Here is a 24,401-nt window from a genome sequence, read left to right as displayed (position 1 = left end):
GGCGCCCGGACTCTCACGGGCGCCTTTTTTGTGGCCATGAAACTAAAGAATCGTTAGTACTCGCCGATAGGCTTTGTAAGATATCTCTTACAAAACGGTGCGCAGGGCACCGAGGAATCTCAATGCCACGTCCGTTCACCTCATTACGCCATCGTTTCATGCTCGCCCTGTGCGGCGTGCTGTGCCTTGCGTTTCTGGCGTTGGTGCTGGTGGCCCGCCATCAGATCATGCCGATCCTGCTCGAGGACGAAGAGCAGTTCGCGGGCGGCGAGCTCGACCGAGTCGAGCGTGCCATGGACAGCGAGCTTGCGCATATGAGGCGGGTGGTGGAGGACTGGGCCTGGTGGGATGACACCTACCAGTTCGTGCTGGGCGAACGCCCCGAGTATGTCGACTCCAACCTGTATGAGAGCACACTGGAAACGCTCGACCTCAGGGTGATGCTCTTTCTCGACGCACACCATCAGCCTGTCTGGATAGTGGGGTTCGACGGCAACGACGAGTTCACTTCATGTGCTAGCGTAGCGCCTCCCTGCGAGTGGGCCGAGAGTTATATTGACACCTTGCAGCCGAGGCTCGAGAGTCAGAACGACGACACCCAGACGTGGCTATCGGCCAAACCCGAGCTGGCCATGGCTGCCATGTCGGGCATCTATCGAAGCTATGAGGCGTCCCCCGCGGCCGGCTCACTGCTGATGGTGCGCCCCATGTCGACGTCGTGGATCGAACAGCTGCGCGATACCACCGGCATCGACCTGGACCTGAGAAGCCACTTGCGCGACGCCACTGGGACACACCAGGGCCTGCAGCGCGTATCAGCGACCAGGATGGCAGCCAGACGTACCATCGAAGCCTTGCCCGATGACCACCTGATTCGTATCGAGGCGCTACTCCCGCGCCAGCGCTATCAAGCGAGCCTTGAAACCTTTCGGTTTGCCCTCTACTGGACAAGCGGCGTACTGATCGTGACGCTTCTGGTAGTGCTGTGGCTGCTCGAAAGCATCGTGCTGGCCCCACTCCGTCAGTTCTCGCGATTCACGCAGCGCGTGCACCTCGAATCTCCCCCTCCCCAAATGCCAGCGTCGCTGCTAAAACGCCGCGATGAAATCGGCACCCTGGCCCAGGAGTTTCGCGACCTGCTCGCTCACCACCAGCAGCAGTCGTCTCTGTTACTCAATTTGTCCCAGCATGACTCCCTGACCGGACTCGCTAACCGCCGCCTGTTCGATCAACGCCTCGAGCAGGCACTGCATAAAGCGCTGATGTCTGGTGACGAAGTCTCGGCATTGATGATCGATATCGACCATTTCAAGCTCTACAACGACCACTATGGACATCTCGTCGGCGATGATTGCCTGATCACGCTGGCCGAGTGCATGCAGCAGCATCTCGGTTCCCAGCACGTGCTGGCCGCCCGCACGGGGGGCGAGGAGTTCAGCGTTCTGCTGCCAGATACCTCCCTCGAAGCGGCCATCGAGCAAGCAGAGTCGCTGCGCCAGGCCATCGAAGCGCGGGCCCTGCCACACGCCACGTCACCCACTGCCCCCTACGTAACGGTGAGCATCGGCGTCGCCAGATGCCACCCCACGGGACTGAAAGATGCCGTGACGCTGATGCAGGCAGCCGATCAGGCACTCTACCTCGCCAAGGAGAAAGGGCGAAATCGGGTCGAGGCAAACCCTGCCCAGCGACACGCGTCCACCCTGGCCCCCTAGCAGTGGTCCAACGACCTGCCCGTCCGGTACCTGTTGCACGGCAAAGTCAGTACAATAATGGCCTGTCGACGAGCCCAATGAGGAGCCACTGTGACGGGCAAGCATGTTCTGATTGACGCCATCGACGCCGAGCTCCCCCAGACCCAGTGCGGCAAGTGCGGCCAGCCGGGCTGCCGCCCCTATGCCGAGGCGATCGCCCAAGGCGAGGCCATCAACCGCTGCCCACCCGGCGGTGAGCGCACCGTGGCACGCCTGGCAGCAATCACCGGTCGCCCCGTCAGCGCCCTGGATCAGCCGGCCCAGTCGCCGCTGACCGCCTATGTCCGCGAGGACGAGTGCATCGGCTGCACCAAGTGCATCCAGGCCTGCCCGGTGGACGCCATCGTCGGTGCCGCCAAGCTGATGCACACGGTCATCGTTGATCAGTGCACCGGCTGCGAGCTGTGTGTCGCCCCCTGCCCGGTCGACTGCATCGATTTGCTGCCGCACCCGCAGTGGCAGGCCGCCAGGAGCGAACAGCAGCAGCAGCGCTATCTCGCCTATCGTGCCCACCAAGGTCGGCGCCGCTTCGAGGCGCGCCAGCAGCGTCTGGCGGCCCAGGCCGAGGCCAAGCAACGGCGCCGCGCCGAGCGGTTGGCCAAGGCCGCCCCGGTAACCACTACGCAAACACCATCGCTGTCTGCCAGCGCCCTGCGCGCCAATCGTGTGAGGCTGACCGCTGCCCTCAAACGCCTGACACGTCAGCAGCAGAACGCCGCGGACGATGAGCAGCGCGAGGCATTGGCGACGCGTATCGCCGAGCACCAATCTCAGCTCGACGCCCTCGACCGGCAGCTCGGGCAGCCCCCCCAGGCTTCGCCCCCCCGCGCCTCTTCGCTGCACCAGAAGCGTATGGCGGTCAACGCCGCCGAACAGTCGCTGCGCAAGGCGCGCCAACAGTTGGCCCACGCCGAGCGCCAACATGACCCCGCCGCCAAGGCCAGCGCCGAGCAGCAGATCGACCAGGCCAGCGCCATGCTCGAGCAGGCTCGCGCCGCCCTCGCCTCTCAGTCACCGTCACACGGCCAACCGACATGAATGCCCAGAAACGCCACGAGATATTTACCCGGCTGCGCGACCATATGCCCGAACCGACCACCGAGCTGAACTGGAGCACGCCCTTCGAGCTACTGGTGGCGGTGCTGCTCTCGGCCCAGGCTACCGATGTCGGCGTCAACAAGGCCACCGCCAGGCTGTTCCCGGTTGCCAACACCCCCCAGGCGATCATCGAGCTTGGCATCGATGGCCTCAAGCAGCACATCATGACCATCGGTCTCTACAACACCAAGGCCGAGAACCTGATGAAGACCTGTCATCTCCTGGTCGACAAGCACGCCGGCGAGGTGCCGCAGACCCGTGCCGCGCTCGAGGCGCTGCCCGGCGTGGGCCGCAAGACCGCCAACGTGATCCTCAATACCGCCTTTGGCCAGCCCACCATCGCCGTCGATACCCATATCTTCCGTGTCTCCAACCGCACTCGCCTCGCCCCGGGCAAGGACGTGGTCGAGGTTGAAAAGAAGCTGATGCGCCATGTGCCCAGGGAGTTTCGCCAGGACGCCCACCACTGGCTGATTCTTCACGGCCGCTATACTTGCGTAGCACGCAAGCCGCGCTGCGGCAGCTGTGTGATCGAGGACCTGTGCGAGTTCAAGGACAAGGTCGAACTCTAACCCATACAACGAGCCGCCCATGCAGATTCATGACCGCCCCCTGGCACAGCGTATCGAGTGGCTGCTAACGCTCTCCCGGGATCACGCAGAGACGTTCGGCAGCCCCTCGGCCTGGCTGGCCCGGGAGCGCTATCTGGCCGCACACCCGACCCGTATCGTGGCGATGAAGTGCATGGACGGACGCATTCATCTGCCACATGCCACTCGCACGCCGCTGGGCATCATCCGTCCGTTTCGCAATCTTGGTGGCATTTTCCACCTCGGCTGGCCCTATCTGGGCGAGATGCTGGCCGAGAGCGTCAGCGAAGCCGCGCGCGCCGGCCACGGCGTGCTGATGCTGATCACCTATCACTTCTCCCGCGGTGAACGCTCCCGCGGCTGCGCCGGGTTCGACTGTGACAGCCAGGCGGCACTGGCCCATGCCTACGAGATCCGCGCCCAGGCCGAGCAGCTGTTCGGCGCTGACCACCGCCATGTCTATCCGCTGGTGTGCGGCTTCGAAACCGACAGCGACGCGCTGATCATTCACGGCGACGACGGCAAGACGCTCGATATCGGCTCGCTGAGTGCCGATCAGGCCGACGGCCTGGCCCAGCGCATCACCACGCTGTGCCCTGATATGCCATCGGCCACACTACGGGATCTGCTGCCACTGCTGGAGGGCAACCTGGCACACGTCGAGGCGCTGCGTGGGGTCTCCCGCGCACTGGATATCGAGCATCGTGAATGGGTGATCTGCGTCGGCCGCGGCTTCGACTTTCTGCATGTGCCAAATACCGCGCTAATCGTCGGGCCCTACAGCCCCAACCTCTCGGAACCCGTCGGGACGGCGGCGAGCATCATCGATGCCAATATGCGCGCCGGGCGGATTCCCGACGACGGTTTCATGCTGCTGGCCTCGACGCCCTACCAGGACATCGGCGTTGATCGCGCCCGCGCCGAGCTCAAGTCACGCTTTCTGTCGGACTTCGCCAGCCAGGTGATTCGCCGCGATCACCCGGCACTTGCCGAACGCATGGTACGGCACACCGCGGTGGTGCACTGGCCGACGCGCCGCCTCGATCTGCTCGACACTCACGACATGTCGCGCTAGAAGCCCAGGCCCTCGAGACGGTCGGCCAGGTCGTCGAGGATCTCGATACCCTGCACGTCGGTGGGTAACCACGGCAGGTGTGGCCTTGGCAGATGGCTGAAGGCATGGTCGATACTGGCCAGGTAGACCGCTTCCTGCTCGCGCCGCGCGCGCAGAAAGTCCCCGTCGGCATCCTCGGGAATCACCCGATTGACCAGGGTGCCAGCCACCGGAATATTGACAGCCTCGAGCGCCTCGACGGCACGCACGGTCTCGAGGATCGGCAGCCGCTCGGGAGTCATCACGAACAGAAAGTTGCTCTCGTCACGGTTTTCGATGCGCCGTCGCGCCTGGTGAAACAGCCGGCGTCGAGTGAGCAAGGTCTGGGCCACGTCGCGGGTGCGCTCATCGAGATCGCTGAAGGCGTCTTCCTGGGGGTCGTCGAACGGCGTGGCAACGTCACGGCCGCGCTTGGGGGTCAGGTGCTGGAGCACCTTGCCCAGCTCCTCGGACTTGCGATTGTGCGCCAGCAGGCCATCGGTCCACGCCGCCATCGCCTCGGGCAGGGTCAACAGGCGTAGCGTATGGCCGGTAGGCGCGGTGTCGAAGATGATCAGATCATAGGGCAACTGGTCATCGGTCATCAGCCGCGCCAGGCGCTCGAGCAGTGCTGCTTCCTGGGTGCCCGGCGACTGCCGAGTCAGACGCATCTGACGCTCGAGCTCCTTCATCATCTCCGGCGCCGCGTAGCGGCGCATCTGCTCGGTGACCCGCGCCAGATGGGCCTCGACCTCGATATCGGGGTCGATCTCCATGGCGTCGAGGTTGGGGAGCAGGCGCCGCGGCGCATCGTTCAGCTCGCGATCGAAGACATCGCCCAGACTGTGAGCCGGGTCGGTGGAGACCACCAGCACCCGCCGCTCGCGGCGTGCGGCAAGTACCGCCAGCGAGGCGGCCACGGTGGTCTTGCCCACCCCGCCCTTGCCGCCGACCCATAGCAGGCGTTTCTGCAGTAGTTCTTTCATCATGCACTTATCCCAATGTCGCGGGGCTGTTGCAACGGCTGCGGCGAGGGGCGCCGGGGACAAGCCGAAGAGGGGGTTCTGGACCAGGGATGGTCCAGGTAGCCCCCAGGGAGGGGTTCACGGCGCCCCCTCGCAGGCTTGTCGACGGATCAGCCCCGAGCACTGCCACCCAAGCAATGCTAATGGGTACGCTTGTGTGTCGCAGCCGTCGGCGCTAGCAGCATTTGAAATGATCCAGCGGCGAGCGCTCCATTCCCATCCGTTTATGCCAGTCATGGAAGCGTTCCAGCAGCAGCGGCTGGAGCTCCAGGGTGTAATAGGCGGCCGGATTGGGCACCCCCATCATCTCCGAGAATACCAGCAGCATGAACAGGTCGTCCTCGTCGCGTCGGGCGCGAGCAATCGCCCCGCGATAGCGCGAGGAGTAGACCTCCTCGGCGAAGAAACGGGCCTGGCTCAGCCAGGCCCGTAGCTTTTCGCGACGAGGATCATGACCGCTGTCATGATCGTCGTGCATAGATCGCTCCTCGGGTAACGTCAGTCACCCTGTTCGGCCATTTCCGCGCGGGTGCGTTTGAGCGCCGCCGCACACTCCATGGCCACCATGATGGCGGCAATCAGCACCACGATGTCCAGGAACAGCAGGAAATAGTTGCCGTCGTTGAAGAAGGTGCGCAGCTGAATCAGCAGCGCGGCAATGGTCATCACCAGCAGGAAGCACAGCGGCACCAGGGTGTACCACATCGGGCGACGCAGGCGCACCAGCATCACCGTGATCACCAGCAGGGTCAGACCCGCCAGCAGCTGGTTGGTGGTGCCGAACAGCGGCCAGATGATCATGCCACCGGTGCCATCGGCGCCGCCGGCACCGAAGGCCAGCAGCAGGCAGCTACCCACCGCCAGCAGCGTGGCCGGAGCCGATTTCTTCATCCACGGCTGGTTATAGATCTCGCCCCACTCCTGGAAGATATAGCGCTGCAGGCGCAGGCCGGTATCCATGGTGGTGCCGGCAAACAGTGCTGCCATGACTGTCAGCAGCGTCGCGGCCGTGGCTTCCGGCAGGCCCAGGCCGTTATGGATCATGAAGGCACCACCCTCGACGAAGGCGTTCACGCCACCGGCCCCGAAGGCGGTGTACATGGCCTGCCAGTCGGCCAGGGACGCAAAGCCAGCGGTGGCGGCGAGAATCGCAGCCAGCGCCAACATGCCTTCGCCCACGGCACCAAAATAGCCGACGAAACGTGCGTCGGTCTCCTTGTTGAGCTGCTTGGAGGTGGTGCCCGACGAGACCAGGCCGTGGAAGCCGGAGATCGCACCGCAGGCGATGGTCACGAACAGCAGCGGCAGCATCGATGGCGTGCCCGCTGGCACATCACTGTTGACCATCGGTGCCACGATACTCGGATTGAGAAACAGAATGGCGCCGTAGAGGATGATCAGACCGATGAACAGCTGCAGGCCATTGATGTAATCGCGCGGTTGCAGCAGCACCCATACCGGCAGCAGCGAAGCGATAGCGGCATAGCCGAACAGAATTAGAATCCACACCGCGTTGCCGGAGAAACCCGCCACTTCGGCAGGCATCTGGATCGGCACCGACGGACCGAGTCCGATCAGCGCGTAGAGCGCCAGCACGCCGATTACCGAGACCATTGGCAGGCTCAACATGCGGCGATAGATCAGTTGCCCGATGATCAGAGCCACCAGGATCGCCCCCCACACCGGCACCACCGCACTCGAGAAGTTCATCATCAGACCGGCGATGACCACTGCGAATACCGCGTTGACCATCAACAACACCAGGAAGATCACGATCATGAAGATGCTGCGTGCACGCGTCCCCACCACATCGCCGGTCAGTGCCCCGACCGACTTGGCCTTATTGCGCACACTGGCCCAGATGGCACCAAAGTCATGGACACCGGCGAAGAAGATGGTGCCGAACACCACCCACAGGAAAGCCGGCAGCCACCCCCAGATCACCGCTATCGCCGGCCCGACGATGGGTGCGGCACCGGCTACCGAGGTGAAATGGTGGCCCCAGAGAATAAAGCGGTTGGTGGGAACGTAGTCGACACCGTCTTCGTATTCATGGGCAGGCGTCTTGAAGTCGGGATCCAGTTGATAGATCTTCTCGGCGATGAACTTGGAGTACACGAAGTACCCCCCGGCCATCCCGGCAAGACCCAGAACCAATAGGACAATTGCACTCATGACTGAGGCTCCTTGCGCGGGGAAAACGCGGCGTAGCGATTTTCCGACGTGTCGTTTTTATCAGGCCAATGCTTACGCGCCTAATAATGGCGTCTGGATTCCGATAAATCCATTGCAGGCAAGGCATTTCCAGGCAATTTACATCGAAGGTCGAAAGGTAAGCGCTGTACGCCAAGGATAGGCTGCCAACATGACCATTGCCTTTGGCGATGGCCCGATATTATCTCGTAGAGGCCTCCATCATGGATGCATTCTGGACCCCTTTGGCCATGTCCGCCGCCTTTGGCGCCTTCACCGGCTCGCTGTTTCGCCTCAGCCGCCGACCCGGCTATCAGCGACCGTTTCTGTTTCCGCTGGTCGGTCTGCTGGCCGGGATCACCGCGTTCTTTATCTACCGCATCCTGCTCGCGGTAACCGGCGCGCCGGCATGGCTGATGCCCATGCTGGTCGTCCTGCAGGTGTGGCTGTGGCTGGGACCGCTGGCCCCGCGCTTCACCCAGGCCAATGGTGACAATAAATAGTGCCCCAGCGCCCCGATGACGAAGACCCGCTACCTGCGCCACCGTGCGCGGTTAGGCGTGGCACTTGCGGATACTCGCCAAGACACCCTGGACCGCAGATAGCCAGCCCGGTGCAGGGGCACTGATGGTCCAGGTGGCATCAGCTGCTAGCAATGACCTGTTGACGCAGCTCACGGGGCATCGAGAAAGTGATGGTTTCTTCGCGTCCTGCGAGCTCTTCTGGTGCGGCAGCGCCAAGGGATATCAGCCGTTCAATCACACCTTTCACTAACACCTCCGGCGCACTGGCCCCGGCAGTGACGCCGACGCTCTGCGCGTCAGTCAGCCAGCCTGCATCGACCTGCTCGGCATTATCGATCAGATAGGCTGGCGTACCCATGCTCTCGGCAAGCTCACGCAGGCGATTGGAGTTGGAACTATTGGCACTGCCGACTACCAGCACCAGATCGCACTCGGCGGCCATCTCGCGCACGGCGTCTTGGCGGTTCTGGGTGGCATAGCAGATATCATCCGTTCGCGGGCCACTGATGTCGGGGAATTTACCCCGCAGCGCATCAATTACCTTGGCGGTATCGTCCATCGAGAGCGTGGTCTGGGTCACGAACGCCAGCTGCGTGGGATCTTCGACATCCAGATTGGCCGCGTCGTGTTCGTCCTCGACGAGATAGATTCGACCGCCGTAGGACGTGTCATAGCGTCCCATGGTGCCTTCTACTTCAGGGTGGCCTTCGTGACCAATCAAGATGCACTCCTGGCCGAGCTTGGCGTAGCGCAGCACTTCCATGTGAACCTTGGTGACCAGAGGGCAGGTGGCATCGAAGACTTTGAGTCCGCGCCGCTCGGCATCCTGCTGCACCGCACGCGAAACGCCATGGGCAGAAAAAATCACGATGACGTCATCCGGCACGTCATCCAGCTCTTCGACGAACACCGCACCGCGCTCGCGTAGCGTTTCGACCACAAAACGGTTGTGAACGACCTCATGGCGCACATAAATTGGCGGTCCAAATACATCCAGTGCGCGATTGACGATATCGATTGCCCGGTTGACGCCGGCGCAAAAACCGCGCGGGTTGGCCAGTTTGATCTGTACGGGGGATGCGTTTGTCGTTTCCGGGAGCGTCTTGGAAGCTGTTTCAGAAGCCATGCTCACGCCTTCGATGCCTGGGCATCGCTAGAAAAATGGAGAGTGCCGTTAAAATAGACGGCACGTCTAATGGATCAGCGATCCATGCCGACCTGATATCCCGTATCGCGATCATCCTACCAGCAAACCGGGAAACCATGATGCTGCTTGAAAAGCGCCTGTCTGGCACCCTGCTGAAGAAAAACGGGGTGGCGCGAACGGAGCCGTTGCAGGCCAGTAACCAGGCCGGTACCCTTTGAACAGCGCATGACTGGCTTACGCAAGGTGATGCGGAGAGTTAGCCCCAACATTAGTAAAAGAATGCATCCTGTTTATCGCCCATGGTCCTTTTCACGTCAATCCCGAGAGATCGGATGCATTCACTATGATCTGGCTTGAGCAGGAAACAGACCTGCTCCCGACATCGGAGATGACGCTGCTATGAGGCCTGCCTCGCTCGCCCTACAGAGCCATCTGCTGCCCGGTGTCTCGCGGACGTTCGCCCTGACCATTCCACAGCTACCGTCCCCCCTTCGCCCAGCGATCACCAATGCCTATCTCCTGTGTCGTATTGCCGACACGGTGGAAGATAGCACCGCCATGGCGCCCGACGAGAAAGACGCTCACTACCGGCGCCTGCTGATAGGGCTGGGTGATGCCAAGGCCGCTCGAGAGTTCTCCAAGGCACTGCTCGGTACAGGACTGGTAGAGGACCCGCTGGAACGAGAACTCATCGTTCAGACACCCGGCGTGCTGCGCGCCTTCGGCGAACTGCCGGTCGCTCAACAGGCGGCATTGCGCGACTGCGTGACCACCATGTGTCACGGCATGGCGGATTTCGAGCGTCTGAAGAACCCGCATGGTCTCGAAGACAGTGCCTGCCTGCGCGATTACTGTTACGTGGCTGCCGGCTGCGTTGGCGAAATGCTGACCCAGCTGTTCGCCGGCATCAATCCGCATATCCACGATCAACGGGAAGAGCTGCGGCGGCTGTCATTGGCCTTCGGCCAGGGGCTGCAGCTGACCAATATTCTGAAAGACGTGTGGGATGATCGCCAGCGCAGCATCTGCTGGCTTCCGCGTGACGTCTTCGAAGCACGGGGCGTCGACCTGAGGCGGATACAACACTGGCAGGACCATCCCGGTTATCGCGACGGCATCCGCTTTCTGGTCGCTGTCGCCCACCACCATCTGCGCTTGGCGCAAGACTACACGCTGCGCATTCCGACCTCTGAGGTCGGTATTCGACGATTCTGCAGCTGGTCGATCGGCATGGCGCTCTCGACGCTGCGCAAGATTGCCAATAATCCAGGCTACACGGCCAGCGAGCAGGTCAAGATCTCGCGGCGACGCCTACGCATGATCGTCGCGACGAACAACGTCTCGGTGGGCAACGATACGCTGCTTCGCGGTGTTTTTCGGCTGAGCCGCTATCGACTACCCAGCGTTGAGGATCAGCAGATCGGCCCTCTACGGGCCGGCCATAAAGGGCGTGTATAAAGCGGCGTCGACGCGTCAGCGCCCCGGTGACGAAAACTCGCCAATCTGCGCCACCGTGCGCTGGTAGGCGGGGCGCTCCCGGATACGCGCCAGAGCGCTCTGGAGTGCCGGGTAGTCATCGAGACCGCGACGCATGTCGGCCGCCAACAGCGGGAAGCTCATCTGGATATCCGCAGCACTGAACGCCTCACCGGCAAACCAGGTCGAGCGCACAAGCTCGGCCTCCCACAGCGCCAGCAAATCCTTGATCTGCGGATCAAGAAACTTCTTTTGTACGCCCTGCCCCAGCAGCTTGCCGATCGGCCGGATCAGGGCCGGTACCGGCGGCTTGCCGAGCATCGAGAAGACCAGGCTCATGACCAGCGGCGGCATTGCCGAGCCTTCGGCGTGATGCAGCCAGAAGCGATAGCGCAGTGACTCGTCGCTACCCGCGGTGGGTGACAGACTGCCATCGTCGAAGCGCGCCAGCAGGTACTCGATGATCGCCCCTGATTCGGCGATGACGCGGCCGTCGTAGGCCTCGTCGGTGATGACCGGTGACTTGCCCAACGGATGCACCTGCTTGAGCGATGCCGGCGCCAACATGGTCTTGGGATCACGACGATAGGTGACGATCTCATACTCGGCGCCGAGCTCCTCGAGCAGCCAGACGACCCGCTGCGAGCGGGAATTTTCCAGATGGTGAACCTTGATCATCGTGCGCTCCGTGTCGATGGAGTGGGAGCTTCACCCTAGCACCTCCTGCCAAGGTCGTCTTTCCCCTCCCCACCGCGCGCCACTAGACTGCAGGCAATAGACACGCCATCGCAGAGGGAGAGCCGCCATGGCCAAGGTACTGGTGGTGGACGATGAACCCAATATCGTCCTGTCATTGGAATTTCTGATGCAGCAGGCGGGGTTCGACGTCGCCACTGCCGAAGATGGCGAGAGCGCCCTGACGAGTGTCGCCGAAGGCGCCCCGGATCTGATCCTGCTGGATATCAGCCTGCCCGGCATCAGCGGCTTCGACGTCCTCGAGCAACTGCGCGCCGACCCCGCCCATGCCGAGCTGCCGATCATCATGCTGACCGCCCACGGGCGTGAGGTAGAGCGGGAAAAGGGGCTTGCCCTAGGCGCCGACGACTATATCACCAAGCCGTTCTCCACCCAGGCGCTGGTCGACAAGGTACAGGGCCTGCTTGGCGAGGCGGGCTGATGGCACCGCGCCACGTTCGGGGCCACCTGCCTCGCCGCCAGCGGCTGATCGGCGTCTGGCTGCTGGTCAGCGGGCTGGCCTTCTTCAGCGGCGCCCTGCTGGCACTGTGGCTGGACGCCGAGCTGGCCCCTGTCGGCCTGCAGCGCGCCGCACTGTGGGTCGGCAGCCTGGGCGGCGGGGTGCTGATCATGCTGCTGGGACTGGTGCTCGAACGCCGCCTGTTCACCCCACTACGTCATCTGCAGGTACAGATGGCTCGCCTGGCGGCCAACCCTGACGCCCGCGATGACTACCCCCCGGAGGGCTGGCTGCGCGGGCTCGGCCCTGATCTGGCGCGCCTGCGTGAAGGCTGGCGCCAGGATCGCCAACAGCTGGCCACCGCCCACACCGACGGCGCTCGCGGCGCGGCACGCATTCGTCTCGAGCTCGAATCCCTGCTGCAGGTGCTGGAGACGCCGCTGCTGCTGTGCGACCAGCACCGCCGTATCCTGCTCTTCAATCACGCCGCCGAAACCCTGTTCGACGGTCACCCGGGGCTGGGCCTCGGCAAGCGCCTGGAGGGTTTGATCGGCGTCGCCAGCCTGCAGGATGCCATGGCTCGGCTACCCGACGATGGAGCCCCCCGGGAGCTGTTGCTGCCCTGTGACGAGCGCTGGCTGCGCTGCCTGCTCAAGCGCGTCCCACAGAGCCAGGGCGAGACCCTGATCACCCTCACCGACACCACCGCCAGTCTCACCGACGAAAGCCACACCCGCGCCGCCCTCGGCGAACTGCTGCCGGCACTGCGCCGCCACGGCGCCGGCCTGGCCAGCGCCGCCGAAACCCTGGCGCGACTCGATGCCGACCAGGGGGCGACCGACAGCCATCCGCTGCGTGCGCGCATCACCTCCGCCATCGATGAGGAGAGCCGGGCGCTGACCGCCGAACTCGAGCGTCTCGGCCAGCGCATCGACGACCTCCAGCAGCAGGGTGAGCGCCTGGTACCGCTGTGGTCCAACGATCTCTGGCAGTCCCTCAACGAGCGTCTCGACCATCTGCCCGCCCTGCCCCGCGTCACCCCGATCGGCATGCCGGCGTGGTTCAAGGGCGACGCCCCGGCACTGCTGCCGCTGCTCGAGGCGCTGCTCGAGCGGCTGCATCACACGACCGGACACCACGCCCTCGAAGTCGAGATGTGCCTGGGCAACAAACGCGTGTACCTCGATCTGATCTGGCGCGGTTCACCACTGCCTCAGCGCACCCTCGCCGAATGGCATGCCCAGCGCCTCGAGAGCCTGCCACTGGCGCCCAGCATCGGTGAGCTACTGCAGCAGCACGGCAGCGATGCCTGGAGCCTGGCCGACGCCGACGGCGAGCACGCCCGGCTGCGCCTGCCACTCCCCGCCGTCGAGCGAGTCGGCGCCCCCGCCGCGCAAAAGTCGCCGCGTCCCGAATTCCACGACTTCGGCATCGCCGACCTGCCGCCACCGGATGCCGAACTGGCGGCCTGCTCGCTGCGCGCGCTGGAGATCGTCGCCTTCGATACCGAAACCACCGGGCTCGAGCTACGCCGCGGCGATACGGTGATCAGCCTCGGCGCCTGTCGGGTGGTCAACACTCGCCTGCTGGCCGACGACACCTTCGATGTGCGCGTCGACCCAGGGCGCCCGATCCCTCCGGCCAGCACCGTGATCCACGGCCTGCGCGATGCCGACGTGGCCGGCGCGCCGCCCCTGCACGTAGTACTGCCGCGCTTTCGCCGCTACGTCGGCGAAGCGGTGCTGCTGGCCCACAACGCCGCCTTCGACCTGTTGGCGATCCAGCCCCCTGGGGCCGGGGTCGACTTCCAGCTTCCGGTGCTGGATACCCTGCTGCTGTCTCGGGCCCTGGACCCCGGCCTCGACGGCCATGATCTCGACAGTCTCGCCAGCCGCTTCGCCCTCAGCGTACCCGAGGGTGCCCGGCATACCGCCCTCGGCGATGCCCGCCTGACGGCCGAGCTGTGGTTGGCTCTGCTGCCGCGCCTGGAGGCGCGTGGCGTGATTACCCTCCAGGACGCGCTGACCCTGCAGGCCGGCGCCTTCGACCGTGAGGATGCCAGCGCATGAAGACACCGCGCCTCGGCGAGCGGCTGATCGCGCTGATCGGCGTGGCGCTGCTGCTGTTCACCCCGCCGCTGATCCTGATCGCCGACCGCCCTGCCGCAAACGGCCTGTCGTGGCTGGCGCTCTATCTGTTCGTCGCCTGGGCGCTGGTGATCGCACTGGCCGCCTGGCTGCTCGAGTATCGTCACGAGCCGGCCAGCCGCAGCGACGACGATGAGAGTAGCGAAGCGCCGCCCAGCGACGAACCGCCGCGAGGCGCTCGGTGAGAACCGATCCACTGGTACTGACGGTGGCCTTCGGCTACCTGGCGCTGCTGTTCGTGATCGCCGCCTGGGGCGATCGGCGCGCCGAGCAGGGCCGTTCGCTGATCGGCTCGCCAACCATCTATGCGCTGTCGATTGCCGTCTACTGCACCGCCTGGACCTTCTACGGCAGCGTCGGTCGCGCCGCCGAGCACGGCCCCAGCTTTCTGCTCATCTACCTGGGCCCGACCCTGGCGATGCTCGCCGCGCCCTTTCTGATTCGCAAGATGGTGCGCATCGCCCGCGCCCAGCGCATCACCTCCATCGCCGACTTCATCAGCGCCCGCTACGGCAAGAGCGGCAGTCTCGGCGCTTTGGTCACGCTGATCGCGCTGATCGGCATCACCCCCTATATCGCCCTGCAGCTCAAGGCCATCACCTTGAGTCACGCGGTGCTGGTCAACTACCCGGCGCCGCCGGAGCTGCGCCTGGCCGAGGAGAGCTTCTGGGTCGACAAGTCGTTCTGGGTGGCGCTGGTGCTGGCGGTTTTCATCATCCTGTTCGGTACCCGCCATCTGGATGCCAGCGAGCGCCACGAGGGCATGGTCGCCGCCATCGCCTTCGAATCACTGGTCAAGCTGGTAGCGTTTCTGGCGGTGGGGATCTTTACCGTCTTCGTGCTGTTCCACGGCCCCGCCGACCTCTTCGCGCGCACCGCCGAACATCCGGCGCTGGTCAATGCGCTGAGCCTCGACGCCGTGCCCGGTGGGGCGCTGGGCTGGGTCGGCACCCTGGTGCTGGCCTTTCTGGCCTTCCTGACCCTGCCGCGGCAGTTCCAGGTACTGGTGGTGGAGAACGTCGACGAGCGCCATCTCAAGCGCGCCAGCTGGCTGTTTCCGCTCTATCTGCTGGCCATCAACCTGTTCGTGATCCCCATCGCCATGGCCGGCATGCTGCTCGGCAACGGCGCCAGCGATCCCGACAGCTTCGTGCTTACCCTGCCGCTCTCGGCGGGGCTCGAGGGGCTGCCGCTGCTGGTCTTTATCGGCGGCCTCTCGGCGGCCACCGGCATGGTCATCGTCGAGACCATTGCGCTCTCGACCATGGTCAGCAATCACCTGGTCATGCCGCTGCTGTTGCGCTCATCGCGCTTTCATCTCGGCTCGCGGGGCGAACTCACCGGCTGGCTGCTGGGCATACGTCGCGTCGCCATCGTCGTGATCCTGCTGCTCGGCTACCTCTACCATGCGCTGGTCGGCGACTCCTACAGTCTGGTGACCATCGGCCTGGTATCGTTCGCCGCCGCCTGCCAGTTCGCCCCGGCGCTGCTGATCGGTCTCTACTGGCGCGGTGCCACCCGGCTCGGCGCCACCGGCGGCCTGATGGCGGGCTTCCTGGTGTGGGTCTACACCCTGCTGCTGCCCGGCTTCGCCCAGTCCGGCTGGCTCGACCCGAGCTTCGTCGAGGCCGGCCCGCTGGGCATCGCCTGGCTGCGCCCTTACGCTCTGTTCGGCCTCGAGAATGCCGATATCTACAGCCACTCGCTGCTGTGGAGCCTACTGGCCAACGTCGGGGTGCTGGTGGGAGTGTCACTGTTTACGCGGCAGAGTCGTCTCGAGCAGACCCAGGCCGCGCTGTTCACCGGCGCACTGGATTCCGTGGTGAGCTATGCCAGCCTGTGGCAGGGTCAGACCACCCGCGGCGAACTCGAAGCCCTGCTGGCCCGCTACCTGGGTGCCGGCGCCGCGACTCGGGTGTTTGCCGGCCAACGCGACGACGGCGACCAGCAGGCGGTGCCCCCGGAGGTGATTGCCAGCGCCGAACAGGCGCTGACCGGGGCGCTGGGCAGCGCCTCGGCACGGGTGCTGATCAACTCGGTGGTACGCGGCGAGGCGCTCGACCTGGAGGCGGTGCTGAGCATCCTCGACACCACCTCCCAGACCCTGGAGTACAACCGCCGTCTGGAGCAGAAGTCCGCGGAGCTGGCGCGTATCGGCGAGGAACTGCGCGCCGCCAACGAGCGGCTGCGTGAGCTCGATCGGCTCAAGGATGAGTTCGTCGCCATGGTCAGCCACGAGCTGCGTACGCCGCTGACCTCGATTCGCGCCTTCGCCGAAATCCTGCGCGACGGCCAGTCGCTGCCCGACGAAAAACGTGCCCACTTTCTCGATGTTATGGTACTCGAGAGCCAGCGCCTGTCGCGGCTGATCGAGGAGATTCTCGACCTGGCGCGGCTCGAGAGCGGGCGCCTGACCCTTAACCCCCAGCCGCTGGATCTCGCCGCTCTGGCCCACCAGAGCGTGGCCGCGGTGCAGCGCGTGCAGGAGGAGCGTGGCGTAACGCTGAGCGTCGACCTCGACGCCGACGAGGCCTGGGTAGTCGGTGATCCGGACCGCCTTGAACAGGTGATCATCAACCTGCTCGACAACGCCAGCAAGTTCGCCGATGACCATACACCGCTGGTTCGCCTGCACCTATGGCATCACAAGCAGCAGTGGCGCCTGGCAGTGGAAGACAACGGCCCCGGTATCAGCGAAGACGAGCGTGAACGGGTCTTCGAGAAATTCCATCAGATCAAGCAGCAGCACGATAGCGGCAAGGCCCGCGGTCGTCCCCGCGGCAGCGGTCTGGGCCTGCCCATCAGTCGCGGCATCGTCGCCCACCTTGGCGGCCGCCTGTGGGTCGAGGACGCCCCCACCCTGGGTGGCGCCTGCCTGGTGATGGAGCTCCCTGAAGCGCCTCGAGAAGATCCCTAGCCGCCCCATATCGGCCCCCTTGTCGAGCGTGACTCAAGAAGATGCCGCAGGAGTCGATATATCGTTTGGTGTGCTAATTTGAGGCCAATGGAATGTCCCAGGGAAGAGATAGCGCAGATTCTCTGCTGCTAGCATCGCAGCCGATCTTTGATATCCACGATGACGTTCATGGTGTCGAGCTACTCTACCGTAGCGACTCTGGACTAGGAGCGCTTGACGTTGGCGATGAAGTCGCAACCGCCGAGCTCATCTACCACCTCAATACCGCCATTACGCAACGCATCAGTTATTCCAAGGCACCCGCCTTTATCAATGTCTCCACGGGACTCCTGCTGTCGCAGCACTTCCTGCCCGTATCTCCCGACCAGGTGGTGATCGAGCTCGTCGAGCGCGTCACGCCAAGCCAGCCTTTGATCGACGCCGTTTGGCGCCTGCGCAAACAGGGATTTCGCTTCGCCCTGGACGATTTTGACTTCGCCCCGGAGTGGGCCCCTCTGCTTGCCCTGTCGTCCTATATCAAGGTCGATATCTCCTCGATCGAAGCGTCGCAAGCAGCACGCCACATACAGCGGCTTGCTCACTTGGACCTCCGGTGGGTCGCCGAACGCGTGGAGACGCGTGAGGAGCGCGACACCTATCGGAAAATGGGCTTTGACCTCTTCCAAGGCTACTACTACGCACGACCGATCCCCGTGTATGGCAAGAAACTGCCGGCCGCCACCCTATATGCCACGCAGTTGCTCCAGACCCTCTGTCACCACGAGCCAAACATTGATGCCGTCATCGCGCTGATTCAGGCCGACCCTGAGCTCGCCATCAAATTGACTCGTATCGCCAACAGCGCCTACTTCAGTCATCAGGCCCCCATTAGCTCACTGCGCGATGTCGTGGCCAGAATCGGCCTCCAGCAGCTCTCCAGCTGGGCGGCACTGTTTGGCCTGCTGAGCAACGCCAGCTCAGCACATGCCGAGCTGGCGCTGACCCGCGCCAAAGCCTGCGAGCTGTTGGCCAGAGAGGAGGGCTTGAACGGCCAGGACGCCTACTTCATCGGGCTGCTCTCCTCCGCCGAGCTGCTACTCGGCATTCCCGGTGAAGAATTTTTAACCAGCCTGGGACTCGATTCAGCCACCATGGCAGCCACGCTCCGCCACGAAGGTGCCTATGGCAAGGTACTGCAGCGCATCGAAGTCACCGAGCAGTGCGTCGCCATGCGTCAGTGGTCATCGGGGAGTGAGTATCCGCGACTTTTCGACCTCTACCAGCAGGCACACCAAGATGCGTTCGAGTTGTTGGCAACGCTATCTGCCTGCCAATGAAACGAGGCCCTCTGCTGCGGAGCTGCCCAGCCAGCCCCGGCTCGCGCGGATAACCTGGCGGACTGACGAGCACGGCACCTCGCTGGAGAGCCCACCTCGCCGCTGCGAACGCAGCAATTGCCTATTTCGGGTCAAGATCCTCTGCCCGCAGCCGATACCCCTGTCAGCCCTGGCATGACAACAACTTACTATCAGTACAGGGAAACTAAGTAAATACAGATATAATAACCGGAGACCACCATGGCCTGGCTGGCACGCTTATCCCTGACCCAGAAACTCCTCGCTGCAACCGCTATCCCGCTACTCTTGGCCAGCATCGTGCTTGGCACGATTGTCCAGCAGCAGCTCAATCGCACCGTACCCACGCTGGTCGAAAATGCCGGCACACGCCAGATCGAAGCGCGCGCCGATGAAATCGCGCGCTGGATCGAAGGCTACCGCAGCTGGCTCACTGCCCTGGCCCAGGACGAACGGCTACAGACGGATGTCCCCGTCGGCGAGCATCTCGAATGGCTGGAAAGCCGCCATCCCGGCGATGCCACTATCGAGTCGTTCTACTTTGCCGACGCCAGCGGCGACACCGTCACCCACACCGGAGCCACGACCGATATCACCGAGCGCGACTACTTCCAGACACTGGTCACACAGGGCACTCAGGACCGTCTGCTCGCGGATCCTGTCATCTCTCTGATTAGCGGCGAGCCCACCGCCATCATCGCCGAAACGATCTTCGACGATGCCGGCAACCGCGTCGGCCTGCTCGGCATTACTCTATCGATGGCCGCGGTATCGGAGATCACCTCGGCGATCGACGTCGGCGATGGCAGCTACGGCTGGATGATTGACAGCGAAGGCACCGTGGTGGCCCACCCCGAGGAAGATGCACGCATGACGCTCAATCTCGCCCAGGCCGACCAGCATGGCTACGCCGGTATGGATACGCTGGGCCAAACCATGCTGGCGGGCGAGGCTGGCATGGGGCAGGTAGGTCTGCCGGATGGCGATCACAACGCGGTCATGTGGCACCCCATCGATGGCACGCCCTGGGTAGCCGGCGTCAACGTGCCGGCAACCACCTTCACCGCCGTGACTACGCAACTGCTGCGCACACTGCTGATTGCCGGTGTCCTCACCCTCGCGGTGCTACTGGTGATCGTCGCCGTCGCCGCCCGGCGCGCGCTGGCACCGATCAAGCATACGGCAGCTGCGATGGCGGACATTGCCGCCGGCAAGGGCGACCTGACAAGACGTCTAGAGGTCCGCAGCCACGATGAAGTCGGTGAACTAGCGGTGCAGTTCAACGCCTTCGTCGAGCGCATGCAGTCAACCCTGCGCGAAGTCCGTGGCAACGCGCAGACGGTGCTGTCCGGCGCCAGCGACATCGCCGATGGCACCCACGAACTGTCATCGCGCACCGAGCAGGCGGCTGCCAATCTGCAGCAGACGTCGGCCTCCATGGAGGAGATCCACTCCACCGTGGCGCATACCTCGCAGGCCTCGGAACAGGCCAATGGCCTGGCCGGCGAAGCGGCTAGCGCCACCCAGCGCGGCACCACCGCCATGGACCAGATGGAGACCAAGATGGCGGCGATCAGCGACTCCGCCAAGCGAATCAGCGAGATCATCGGGTTGATCGACTCGATTGCTTTCCAGACCAATATTCTGGCGCTCAACGCTTCGGTAGAGGCCGCCCGTGCAGGGGAGCAAGGGCGCGGCTTCGCCGTGGTCGCCGGTGAGGTACGCACGCTGGCCAGCCGCTCGGCGGATGCCGCTCGCGACATTCGCAAGCTGATCGACGCCTCGGTCAATCATACTCAGGAGGGTAGCGGAATCGCCAAGGACGCGGCCGAGCGCATGCAGGAGATTCGCCACAGCATCACTCAGGTCTCCGATGTGATCGCCGAGATCGCTGCCGGCGCCCGCGAGCAGACTTCGGGGATCGACCAGATCAACACTGCCGTGGCCGAGATGGATACCATGACCCAGCAGAATGCTGCCATGGTCAGTCAGAACGCCACCCTGGCCGGCGGCATGCGCGATAACGCCCAGCGACTGGATACCCTGATGGCCGAGTTCGTGCTGGGTGACGACAGCCGGGTGCCGCTGGCTGCTCCGACAAATCGTCACACTGCACAGCATGTCGGCCGCGCCTCCAACCCAGCGGCCTCCAAGGAGCTTCCCCGCCCCAGCACTCGGACGTCGGCAGATCGTGAAACCGAGTGGGAGACTTTCTAGCGGCCAGGCGACTGGGCCAGCCTGATCAAGCGCCGAATATCCTGCATATCCTGGCGCAGCAGCAGGCGCTGTGAGGCGTCGAGTCGTGCCGTATCGACCCAGCCGTCGGCGGCACGGCCGGCGGCCAGACTCGCCAGCTGTGCATCGAGCACCAGCCCTTGCAGACGCCCCAGCGCATCGCCCAACGCAGCGGCACGCTGAGCATCCAGCCCCCCCGCCATCACCAGCTCTCTCAGCCGACCGCGGGTGTCCGGTGCCCGGCAGCCCTGGCGCATTGCCAGCAACCGCACGGCTCCGCTAAGCGGCAGCAGACCTTGGCGTTTTAGATTGATGGCGCGTTCATGGGGGGCGCCGTCACCGTCGCCGGCCAGACGCCCGAGGCGGTCGAGTGCCACCGGCGTCTCGTCCAGCAGGCTGGCCATTTCATCGAGGAACAGCGCCGCACGCGGCACCAGTGCCGCCACCAGCTCGCGCAGCGATTCGGCGAGTGCCGGATCACCGTGAACGGCGTGAAAATCGAGCAGAATATTGGCCTGCTGCACGCGCTTGACGCGACGCTCCGAGGTCCAGATTTCCAACTGACGCCCCCACTCACCGAGGCGCTTGCGCCACATCGGCCAGCGCGCCATGACATGGCCGCTGCACAGCGGAATACCGGCATCGTCTAGCGCATCGGTCATGCGCTCGCCAAGGGCCTGAAAATACCCATCGATCTCGGTATGCGCATCGTCCGGATAGTCGTCGACGATCATGGCGTTGTCCTGATCCGGCCCGAGCAGACTCTCATGGCGGGCACCGGAGCCCAGCGTGAGCACGCAGAACCCTGCCGGTGGCTCGCCCCACCCCGCAGCCTGCATGGCGTTCAGACTGCGTTCAACGGCCTGGCGATAGAGCCAGTCGTTATGGTCGCTGAGCAGCTGGCTGATCCGCCAGGCGGGCAGATCGAGACGCTGCAGCGCCTCGACCAGACGTGGCTGCCAGGCCTTGGCATCGGCGAGGCTCGGCGCGGCCCCCAGCGCAGCGATTGCATCGGCCAACGGGGCCAGCATGGGCGGCCAGTGGGAGGGATCGGGTAGCGCATCGCCGACAAACAGCGCGCGCCAAGGCGAGGCTCGATGCAACAGGCGCATGACAGGCTCCTTGGTGGTGCCCCCAGTGTAGCGCCACGCACGATGGCAGCGCGCTTGGCCAAAGGGCGCATAGGCGCTGCCACAAACGCATGCGGCGCCCCTGGGGGCGCCGCGCAGTCCTGCTGGAAGGTAAGGAGACTACTTGTCGAAGATGGCGTCACCCAGATCATCGATAAAGCGCTGCGCCTTGCTGACCATCAGCTCATCGCAGGCGTCGCGACCTGAGACCACGTCGGAGCGCTCGAAACGATGCTCCAGCGTCTCGCCGTCTGCCCCTTCACCTGAGAGGGGCTTGCGGATCCAGCCGCTGACACGATACTGGCCGTCGCGATCCTGGGGATCGGAAATGATCAGGTAGCCCTTGTACTCGACCGGATCGGCTTCGGCAGCGGCCTTGTTGCCACCACCGCCGAGCAGCCCGGAAAACAATTTCTTGAGCATCGTTACCTCCTCGCCCGCCTAACGCTCAATCCTGCTTGCGGCCCTTGCCGGCGGCAATCCGCAGCCGCAAGGCGTTGAGCTTGATAAAGCCTTCGGCATCCTTCTGGTCGTAAGCACCGGCGTCATCTTCGAAGGTCGCAATGGACTCATCGAACAGCGACTGCTCGGACTTGCGCCCTACCACGGTGGCACTGCCCTTGTAGAGCTTCATGCGCACCACGCCGCTGACGCTCTTCTGGGTCTCGTCGATGGCGGCCTGCAGCATGCGCCGCTCGGGGCTCCACCAGTAGCCGTTGTAGATCACTTCGGCATACTTCGGCATCAGCTCATCCTTGAGGTGCGCCTCTTCACGATCGAGGGTAAGCGACTCGATGGCGCGATGGGCGCGCAGCATGATGGTGCCACCGGGAGTTTCGTAACAGCCCCGCGACTTCATGCCCACATAGCGGTTCTCGACGATATCGAGACGACCGATGCCGTTGTCGCCCCCCAGCTTATTGAGCTTTTCCAGCACCTCATGGGGCTTCATCGCCTGGCCATCGATGGCTACGATATCGCCCTGCTCATAGGTCAACTCGACGTAAGTGGGCTGCTCCGGCGCCGCCTCGGGCGACACGCTCCAGCGCCACATTTCCTCTTCGGCCTCGGCCCAGGGATCTTCGAGATTACCGCCCTCGTAGGAGATATGCAGCAGATTGGCATCCATGGAATAGGGAGATTTCTTCTTCTTGGTGGAGAAATCCACCGGAATCTCATGCTGTTCGCAGTAGGCCATCAGCTTCTCGCGGGAATTGAGATCCCACTCACGCCACGGTGCGATCACCTTGACACCAGGCTTGAGCGCGTAGGCGCCGAGCTCGAAGCGCACCTGATCGTTGCCCTTGCCGGTGGCGCCGTGGGAGATGGCATCGGCGCCGGTCTGATTGGCGATCTCAATCAGTCGGCGGGCGATCAGCGGCCGCGCGATGGAGGTGCCGAGTAGATACTCGCCCTCGTAAATGGTGTTGGCACGGAACATCGGGTAGACGTAGTCACGCACGAACTCCTCGCGCAGATCCTCGATGTAGATCTCCTTGACGCCCAGCGCCTGAGCCTTGGTTCGTGCCGGCTCGACTTCCTCGCCCTGACCGATGTCGGCCGTGAATGTCACCACTTCGCAGTCGTAGGTTTCCTGCAACCACTTGACGATGACGGACGTATCCAGGCCGCCGGAGTAGGCGAGGACGACCTTCTTGACATCGGACATTCTGGGCTCCTTTTGATGAACGTCGAAACCGCACGATTATAGCGCCGATGGGCGGCCACGAATACCGCCGCGCCGCGGCAAAGGCCCAGCAAAGGTGTTAAGCTTTTGCGCAGCCAATGCGGGTGACCGCCAGAGAATTTGTTAAATCGGGTAGGGAGAGGTGCATGAGCGAGGCAATCGCCTGCGATCTGATGGCTAAGCGTTTTCGCAGTTTCCTACCGGTAGTGGTGGACCTCGAAACCGGCGGCTTCAACGCTCAGGGAGATGCGATCCTCGAGATTGCTGCAGTGACACTGGCCATGGACGCGGATGGCGTACTCGCGCCCGACGCCACCTACGCCTTTCATATTGCCCCCTTCCCGGGCGCCAACGTCGAACAGTCGGCGCTCGACTTCACCGGTATCAAGCTCGATGACCCCCTGCGCCAGAAGGTCGCCCTCAGCGAGGCCGAGGCGCTAGGCGAGATATTTCGACCGGTGCGCAAGGCAATCAAGGCCAACGGCTGCACCCGTGCGGTGCTGGTCGGCCACAATGCCGCCTTCGACCACGGCTTCCTCAACGCTGCCGTGACCCGTTGCGGTATCAAGCGCAACCCCTTTCACCCCTTCTCGAGCTTCGATACCGCCTCGCTCGCAGGACTGGTATACGGCCAGACAGTGCTGGCCCGGGCCTGCCGCGCCGCCGGCATAGAGTTCGATAACTCCTCGGCCCACTCGGCACGCTACGACACCGAACGCACTGCCGAGCTGTTCTGCGCCATGGTCAACCGCTACAAGGACCTCGGCGGCTGGCACCTTGCTCAGCGCGAACAGGGGATGGAAGAGGACTAGCGCCGAGCGCTGCAGGATAATGCCACCGTGAACGCTGGTACCAA

At 63.9% G+C, this 24,401-nt stretch carries 22 protein-coding genes; 14 read left to right on the top strand and 8 right to left on the bottom strand.

All coding sequences use genetic code 11. The features are described from left to right. The first annotated feature begins 122 nt into the window (after positions 1–122). The 4 genes from IEI94_RS04480 to IEI94_RS04465 all read left to right on the top strand — a co-directional run bounded on the left by IEI94_RS04480 (position 123) and on the right by IEI94_RS04465 (position 4,517). On the top strand, positions 123–1,715 hold the full coding sequence (locus tag IEI94_RS04480) for a diguanylate cyclase domain-containing protein (protein WP_191165981.1): 1,593 nt from the start codon (positions 123–125) through the stop codon (positions 1,713–1,715). 90 nt (positions 1,716–1,805) lie between these two features. Further along, complete coding sequence (locus IEI94_RS04475; RefSeq protein WP_191165979.1) at positions 1,806–2,792, top strand: RnfABCDGE type electron transport complex subunit B; 987 nt, start codon at positions 1,806–1,808, stop codon at positions 2,790–2,792. Beyond that, positions 2,789–3,424, top strand: coding sequence for an endonuclease III (gene nth, locus IEI94_RS04470; RefSeq protein ID WP_191165977.1), 636 nt, complete (start codon positions 2,789–2,791; stop codon positions 3,422–3,424). The genes IEI94_RS04475 and nth overlap by 4 nt, the downstream gene beginning before the upstream one ends. Before the next feature lie 19 nt (positions 3,425–3,443). Then, positions 3,444–4,517: a carboxysome shell carbonic anhydrase domain-containg protein gene (locus tag IEI94_RS04465; protein WP_191165975.1), complete on the top strand. Its 1,074-nt coding sequence runs from the start codon at positions 3,444–3,446 to the stop codon at positions 4,515–4,517. Here the strand turns inward: IEI94_RS04465 and IEI94_RS04460 are convergent. From IEI94_RS04460 to IEI94_RS04450, 3 genes are all read right to left on the bottom strand, one after another. Beyond that, the gene (locus IEI94_RS04460; RefSeq protein ID WP_191166244.1) at positions 4,514–5,521 is read right to left on the bottom strand and encodes an ArsA family ATPase; all 1,008 of its coding nucleotides are present in this window, start codon (positions 5,519–5,521) and stop codon (positions 4,514–4,516) included. The genes IEI94_RS04465 and IEI94_RS04460 overlap by 4 nt on opposite strands. Positions 5,522–5,735: 214 nt before the next feature. Beyond that, positions 5,736–6,038, bottom strand: coding sequence for a cory-CC-star protein (locus IEI94_RS04455; RefSeq protein ID WP_191165973.1), 303 nt, complete (start codon positions 6,036–6,038; stop codon positions 5,736–5,738). Positions 6,039–6,058: 20 nt separating this feature from the next. After that, complete coding sequence (locus IEI94_RS04450) at positions 6,059–7,735, bottom strand: carbon starvation protein A (RefSeq protein WP_191165971.1); 1,677 nt, start codon at positions 7,733–7,735, stop codon at positions 6,059–6,061. Positions 7,736–7,977: 242 nt separating this feature from the next. Here IEI94_RS04450 and IEI94_RS04445 point away from each other — a divergent pair, with 242 nt between their 5' ends. Beyond that, positions 7,978–8,256 (top strand): hypothetical protein, encoded by a 279-nt coding sequence (locus tag IEI94_RS04445; protein WP_191165969.1) that lies wholly within the window; start codon positions 7,978–7,980, stop codon positions 8,254–8,256. 139 nt (positions 8,257–8,395) lie between these two features. On the opposite strand, the gene ispH is transcribed toward IEI94_RS04445, so the two are convergent. Continuing rightward, positions 8,396–9,403 (bottom strand): 4-hydroxy-3-methylbut-2-enyl diphosphate reductase, encoded by a 1,008-nt coding sequence (gene ispH, locus IEI94_RS04440; RefSeq protein WP_191165967.1) that lies wholly within the window; start codon positions 9,401–9,403, stop codon positions 8,396–8,398. 35 nt (positions 9,404–9,438) lie between these two features. Between ispH and IEI94_RS04435 the strand changes: the two genes are divergently transcribed. Together IEI94_RS04435 and IEI94_RS04430 are read left to right on the top strand one after the other, a co-directional pair. Beyond that, positions 9,439–9,642: a hypothetical protein gene (locus IEI94_RS04435; RefSeq protein WP_191165965.1), complete on the top strand. Its 204-nt coding sequence runs from the start codon at positions 9,439–9,441 to the stop codon at positions 9,640–9,642. 181 nt (positions 9,643–9,823) lie between these two features. Then, on the top strand, positions 9,824–10,882 hold the full coding sequence (locus IEI94_RS04430; protein ID WP_191165963.1) for a phytoene/squalene synthase family protein: 1,059 nt from the start codon (positions 9,824–9,826) through the stop codon (positions 10,880–10,882). 15 nt (positions 10,883–10,897) lie between these two features. Here IEI94_RS04430 and IEI94_RS04425 read toward each other — a convergent pair whose 3' ends face one another. After that, the gene (locus IEI94_RS04425) at positions 10,898–11,578 is read right to left on the bottom strand and encodes a glutathione S-transferase family protein (protein WP_191165961.1); all 681 of its coding nucleotides are present in this window, start codon (positions 11,576–11,578) and stop codon (positions 10,898–10,900) included. Between the two features lie 127 nt (positions 11,579–11,705). Between IEI94_RS04425 and IEI94_RS04420 the strand changes: the two genes are divergently transcribed. From IEI94_RS04420 to IEI94_RS04395, 6 genes are all read left to right on the top strand, one after another. After that, positions 11,706–12,077, top strand: coding sequence for a response regulator transcription factor (locus IEI94_RS04420; RefSeq protein WP_191165959.1), 372 nt, complete (start codon positions 11,706–11,708; stop codon positions 12,075–12,077). Further along, positions 12,077–14,164, top strand: a complete 2,088-nt coding sequence (locus tag IEI94_RS04415) for a 3'-5' exonuclease (RefSeq protein ID WP_191165957.1) — start codon at positions 12,077–12,079, stop codon at positions 14,162–14,164. The genes IEI94_RS04420 and IEI94_RS04415 overlap by 1 nt, the downstream gene beginning before the upstream one ends. Then, a complete protein-coding gene (locus IEI94_RS04410; protein ID WP_318153356.1) occupies positions 14,161–14,427 on the top strand; it encodes a hypothetical protein in 267 nt (88 codons plus the stop codon). Before IEI94_RS04415 ends, IEI94_RS04410 begins: the two co-directional genes overlap by 4 nt. Then, entirely contained in the window at positions 14,424–17,159 is a 2,736-nt protein-coding gene (locus tag IEI94_RS04405; RefSeq protein WP_191165955.1) for an ATP-binding protein, read from the top strand. Before IEI94_RS04410 ends, IEI94_RS04405 begins: the two co-directional genes overlap by 4 nt. A gap of 92 nt (positions 17,160–17,251) precedes the next feature. Then, complete coding sequence (locus tag IEI94_RS04400; protein ID WP_191165954.1) at positions 17,252–18,475, top strand: EAL and HDOD domain-containing protein; 1,224 nt, start codon at positions 17,252–17,254, stop codon at positions 18,473–18,475. Between the two features lie 240 nt (positions 18,476–18,715). Next, positions 18,716–20,710 (top strand): methyl-accepting chemotaxis protein, encoded by a 1,995-nt coding sequence (locus IEI94_RS04395; RefSeq protein WP_191165952.1) that lies wholly within the window; start codon positions 18,716–18,718, stop codon positions 20,708–20,710. Here IEI94_RS04395 and IEI94_RS04390 read toward each other — a convergent pair. The 3 genes from IEI94_RS04390 to IEI94_RS04380 all read right to left on the bottom strand — a co-directional run bounded on the left by IEI94_RS04390 (position 20,707) and on the right by IEI94_RS04380 (position 23,527). Continuing rightward, the gene (locus IEI94_RS04390; RefSeq protein ID WP_191165950.1) at positions 20,707–21,840 is read right to left on the bottom strand and encodes a DUF294 nucleotidyltransferase-like domain-containing protein; all 1,134 of its coding nucleotides are present in this window, start codon (positions 21,838–21,840) and stop codon (positions 20,707–20,709) included. The genes IEI94_RS04395 and IEI94_RS04390 overlap by 4 nt on opposite strands. Before the next feature lie 138 nt (positions 21,841–21,978). Then, entirely contained in the window at positions 21,979–22,281 is a 303-nt protein-coding gene (locus IEI94_RS04385) for an HlyU family transcriptional regulator (protein WP_191165948.1), read from the bottom strand. Between the two features lie 25 nt (positions 22,282–22,306). Then, positions 22,307–23,527: an argininosuccinate synthase gene (locus IEI94_RS04380; RefSeq protein WP_191165946.1), complete on the bottom strand. Its 1,221-nt coding sequence runs from the start codon at positions 23,525–23,527 to the stop codon at positions 22,307–22,309. Between the two features lie 164 nt (positions 23,528–23,691). Between IEI94_RS04380 and rnt the strand changes: the two genes are divergently transcribed. After that, complete coding sequence (rnt, locus tag IEI94_RS04375) at positions 23,692–24,357, top strand: ribonuclease T (RefSeq protein ID WP_191165944.1); 666 nt, start codon at positions 23,692–23,694, stop codon at positions 24,355–24,357. Positions 24,358–24,401: the final 44 nt, after the last annotated feature.

It is taken from the genome of Halomonas sp. ML-15 (genome assembly GCF_014779595.1).
In the GTDB taxonomy this organism is placed as follows: Bacteria; Pseudomonadota; Gammaproteobacteria; order Pseudomonadales; family Halomonadaceae; genus Franzmannia.
This window is presented reverse-complemented; position numbering and strand designations above follow the sequence as displayed.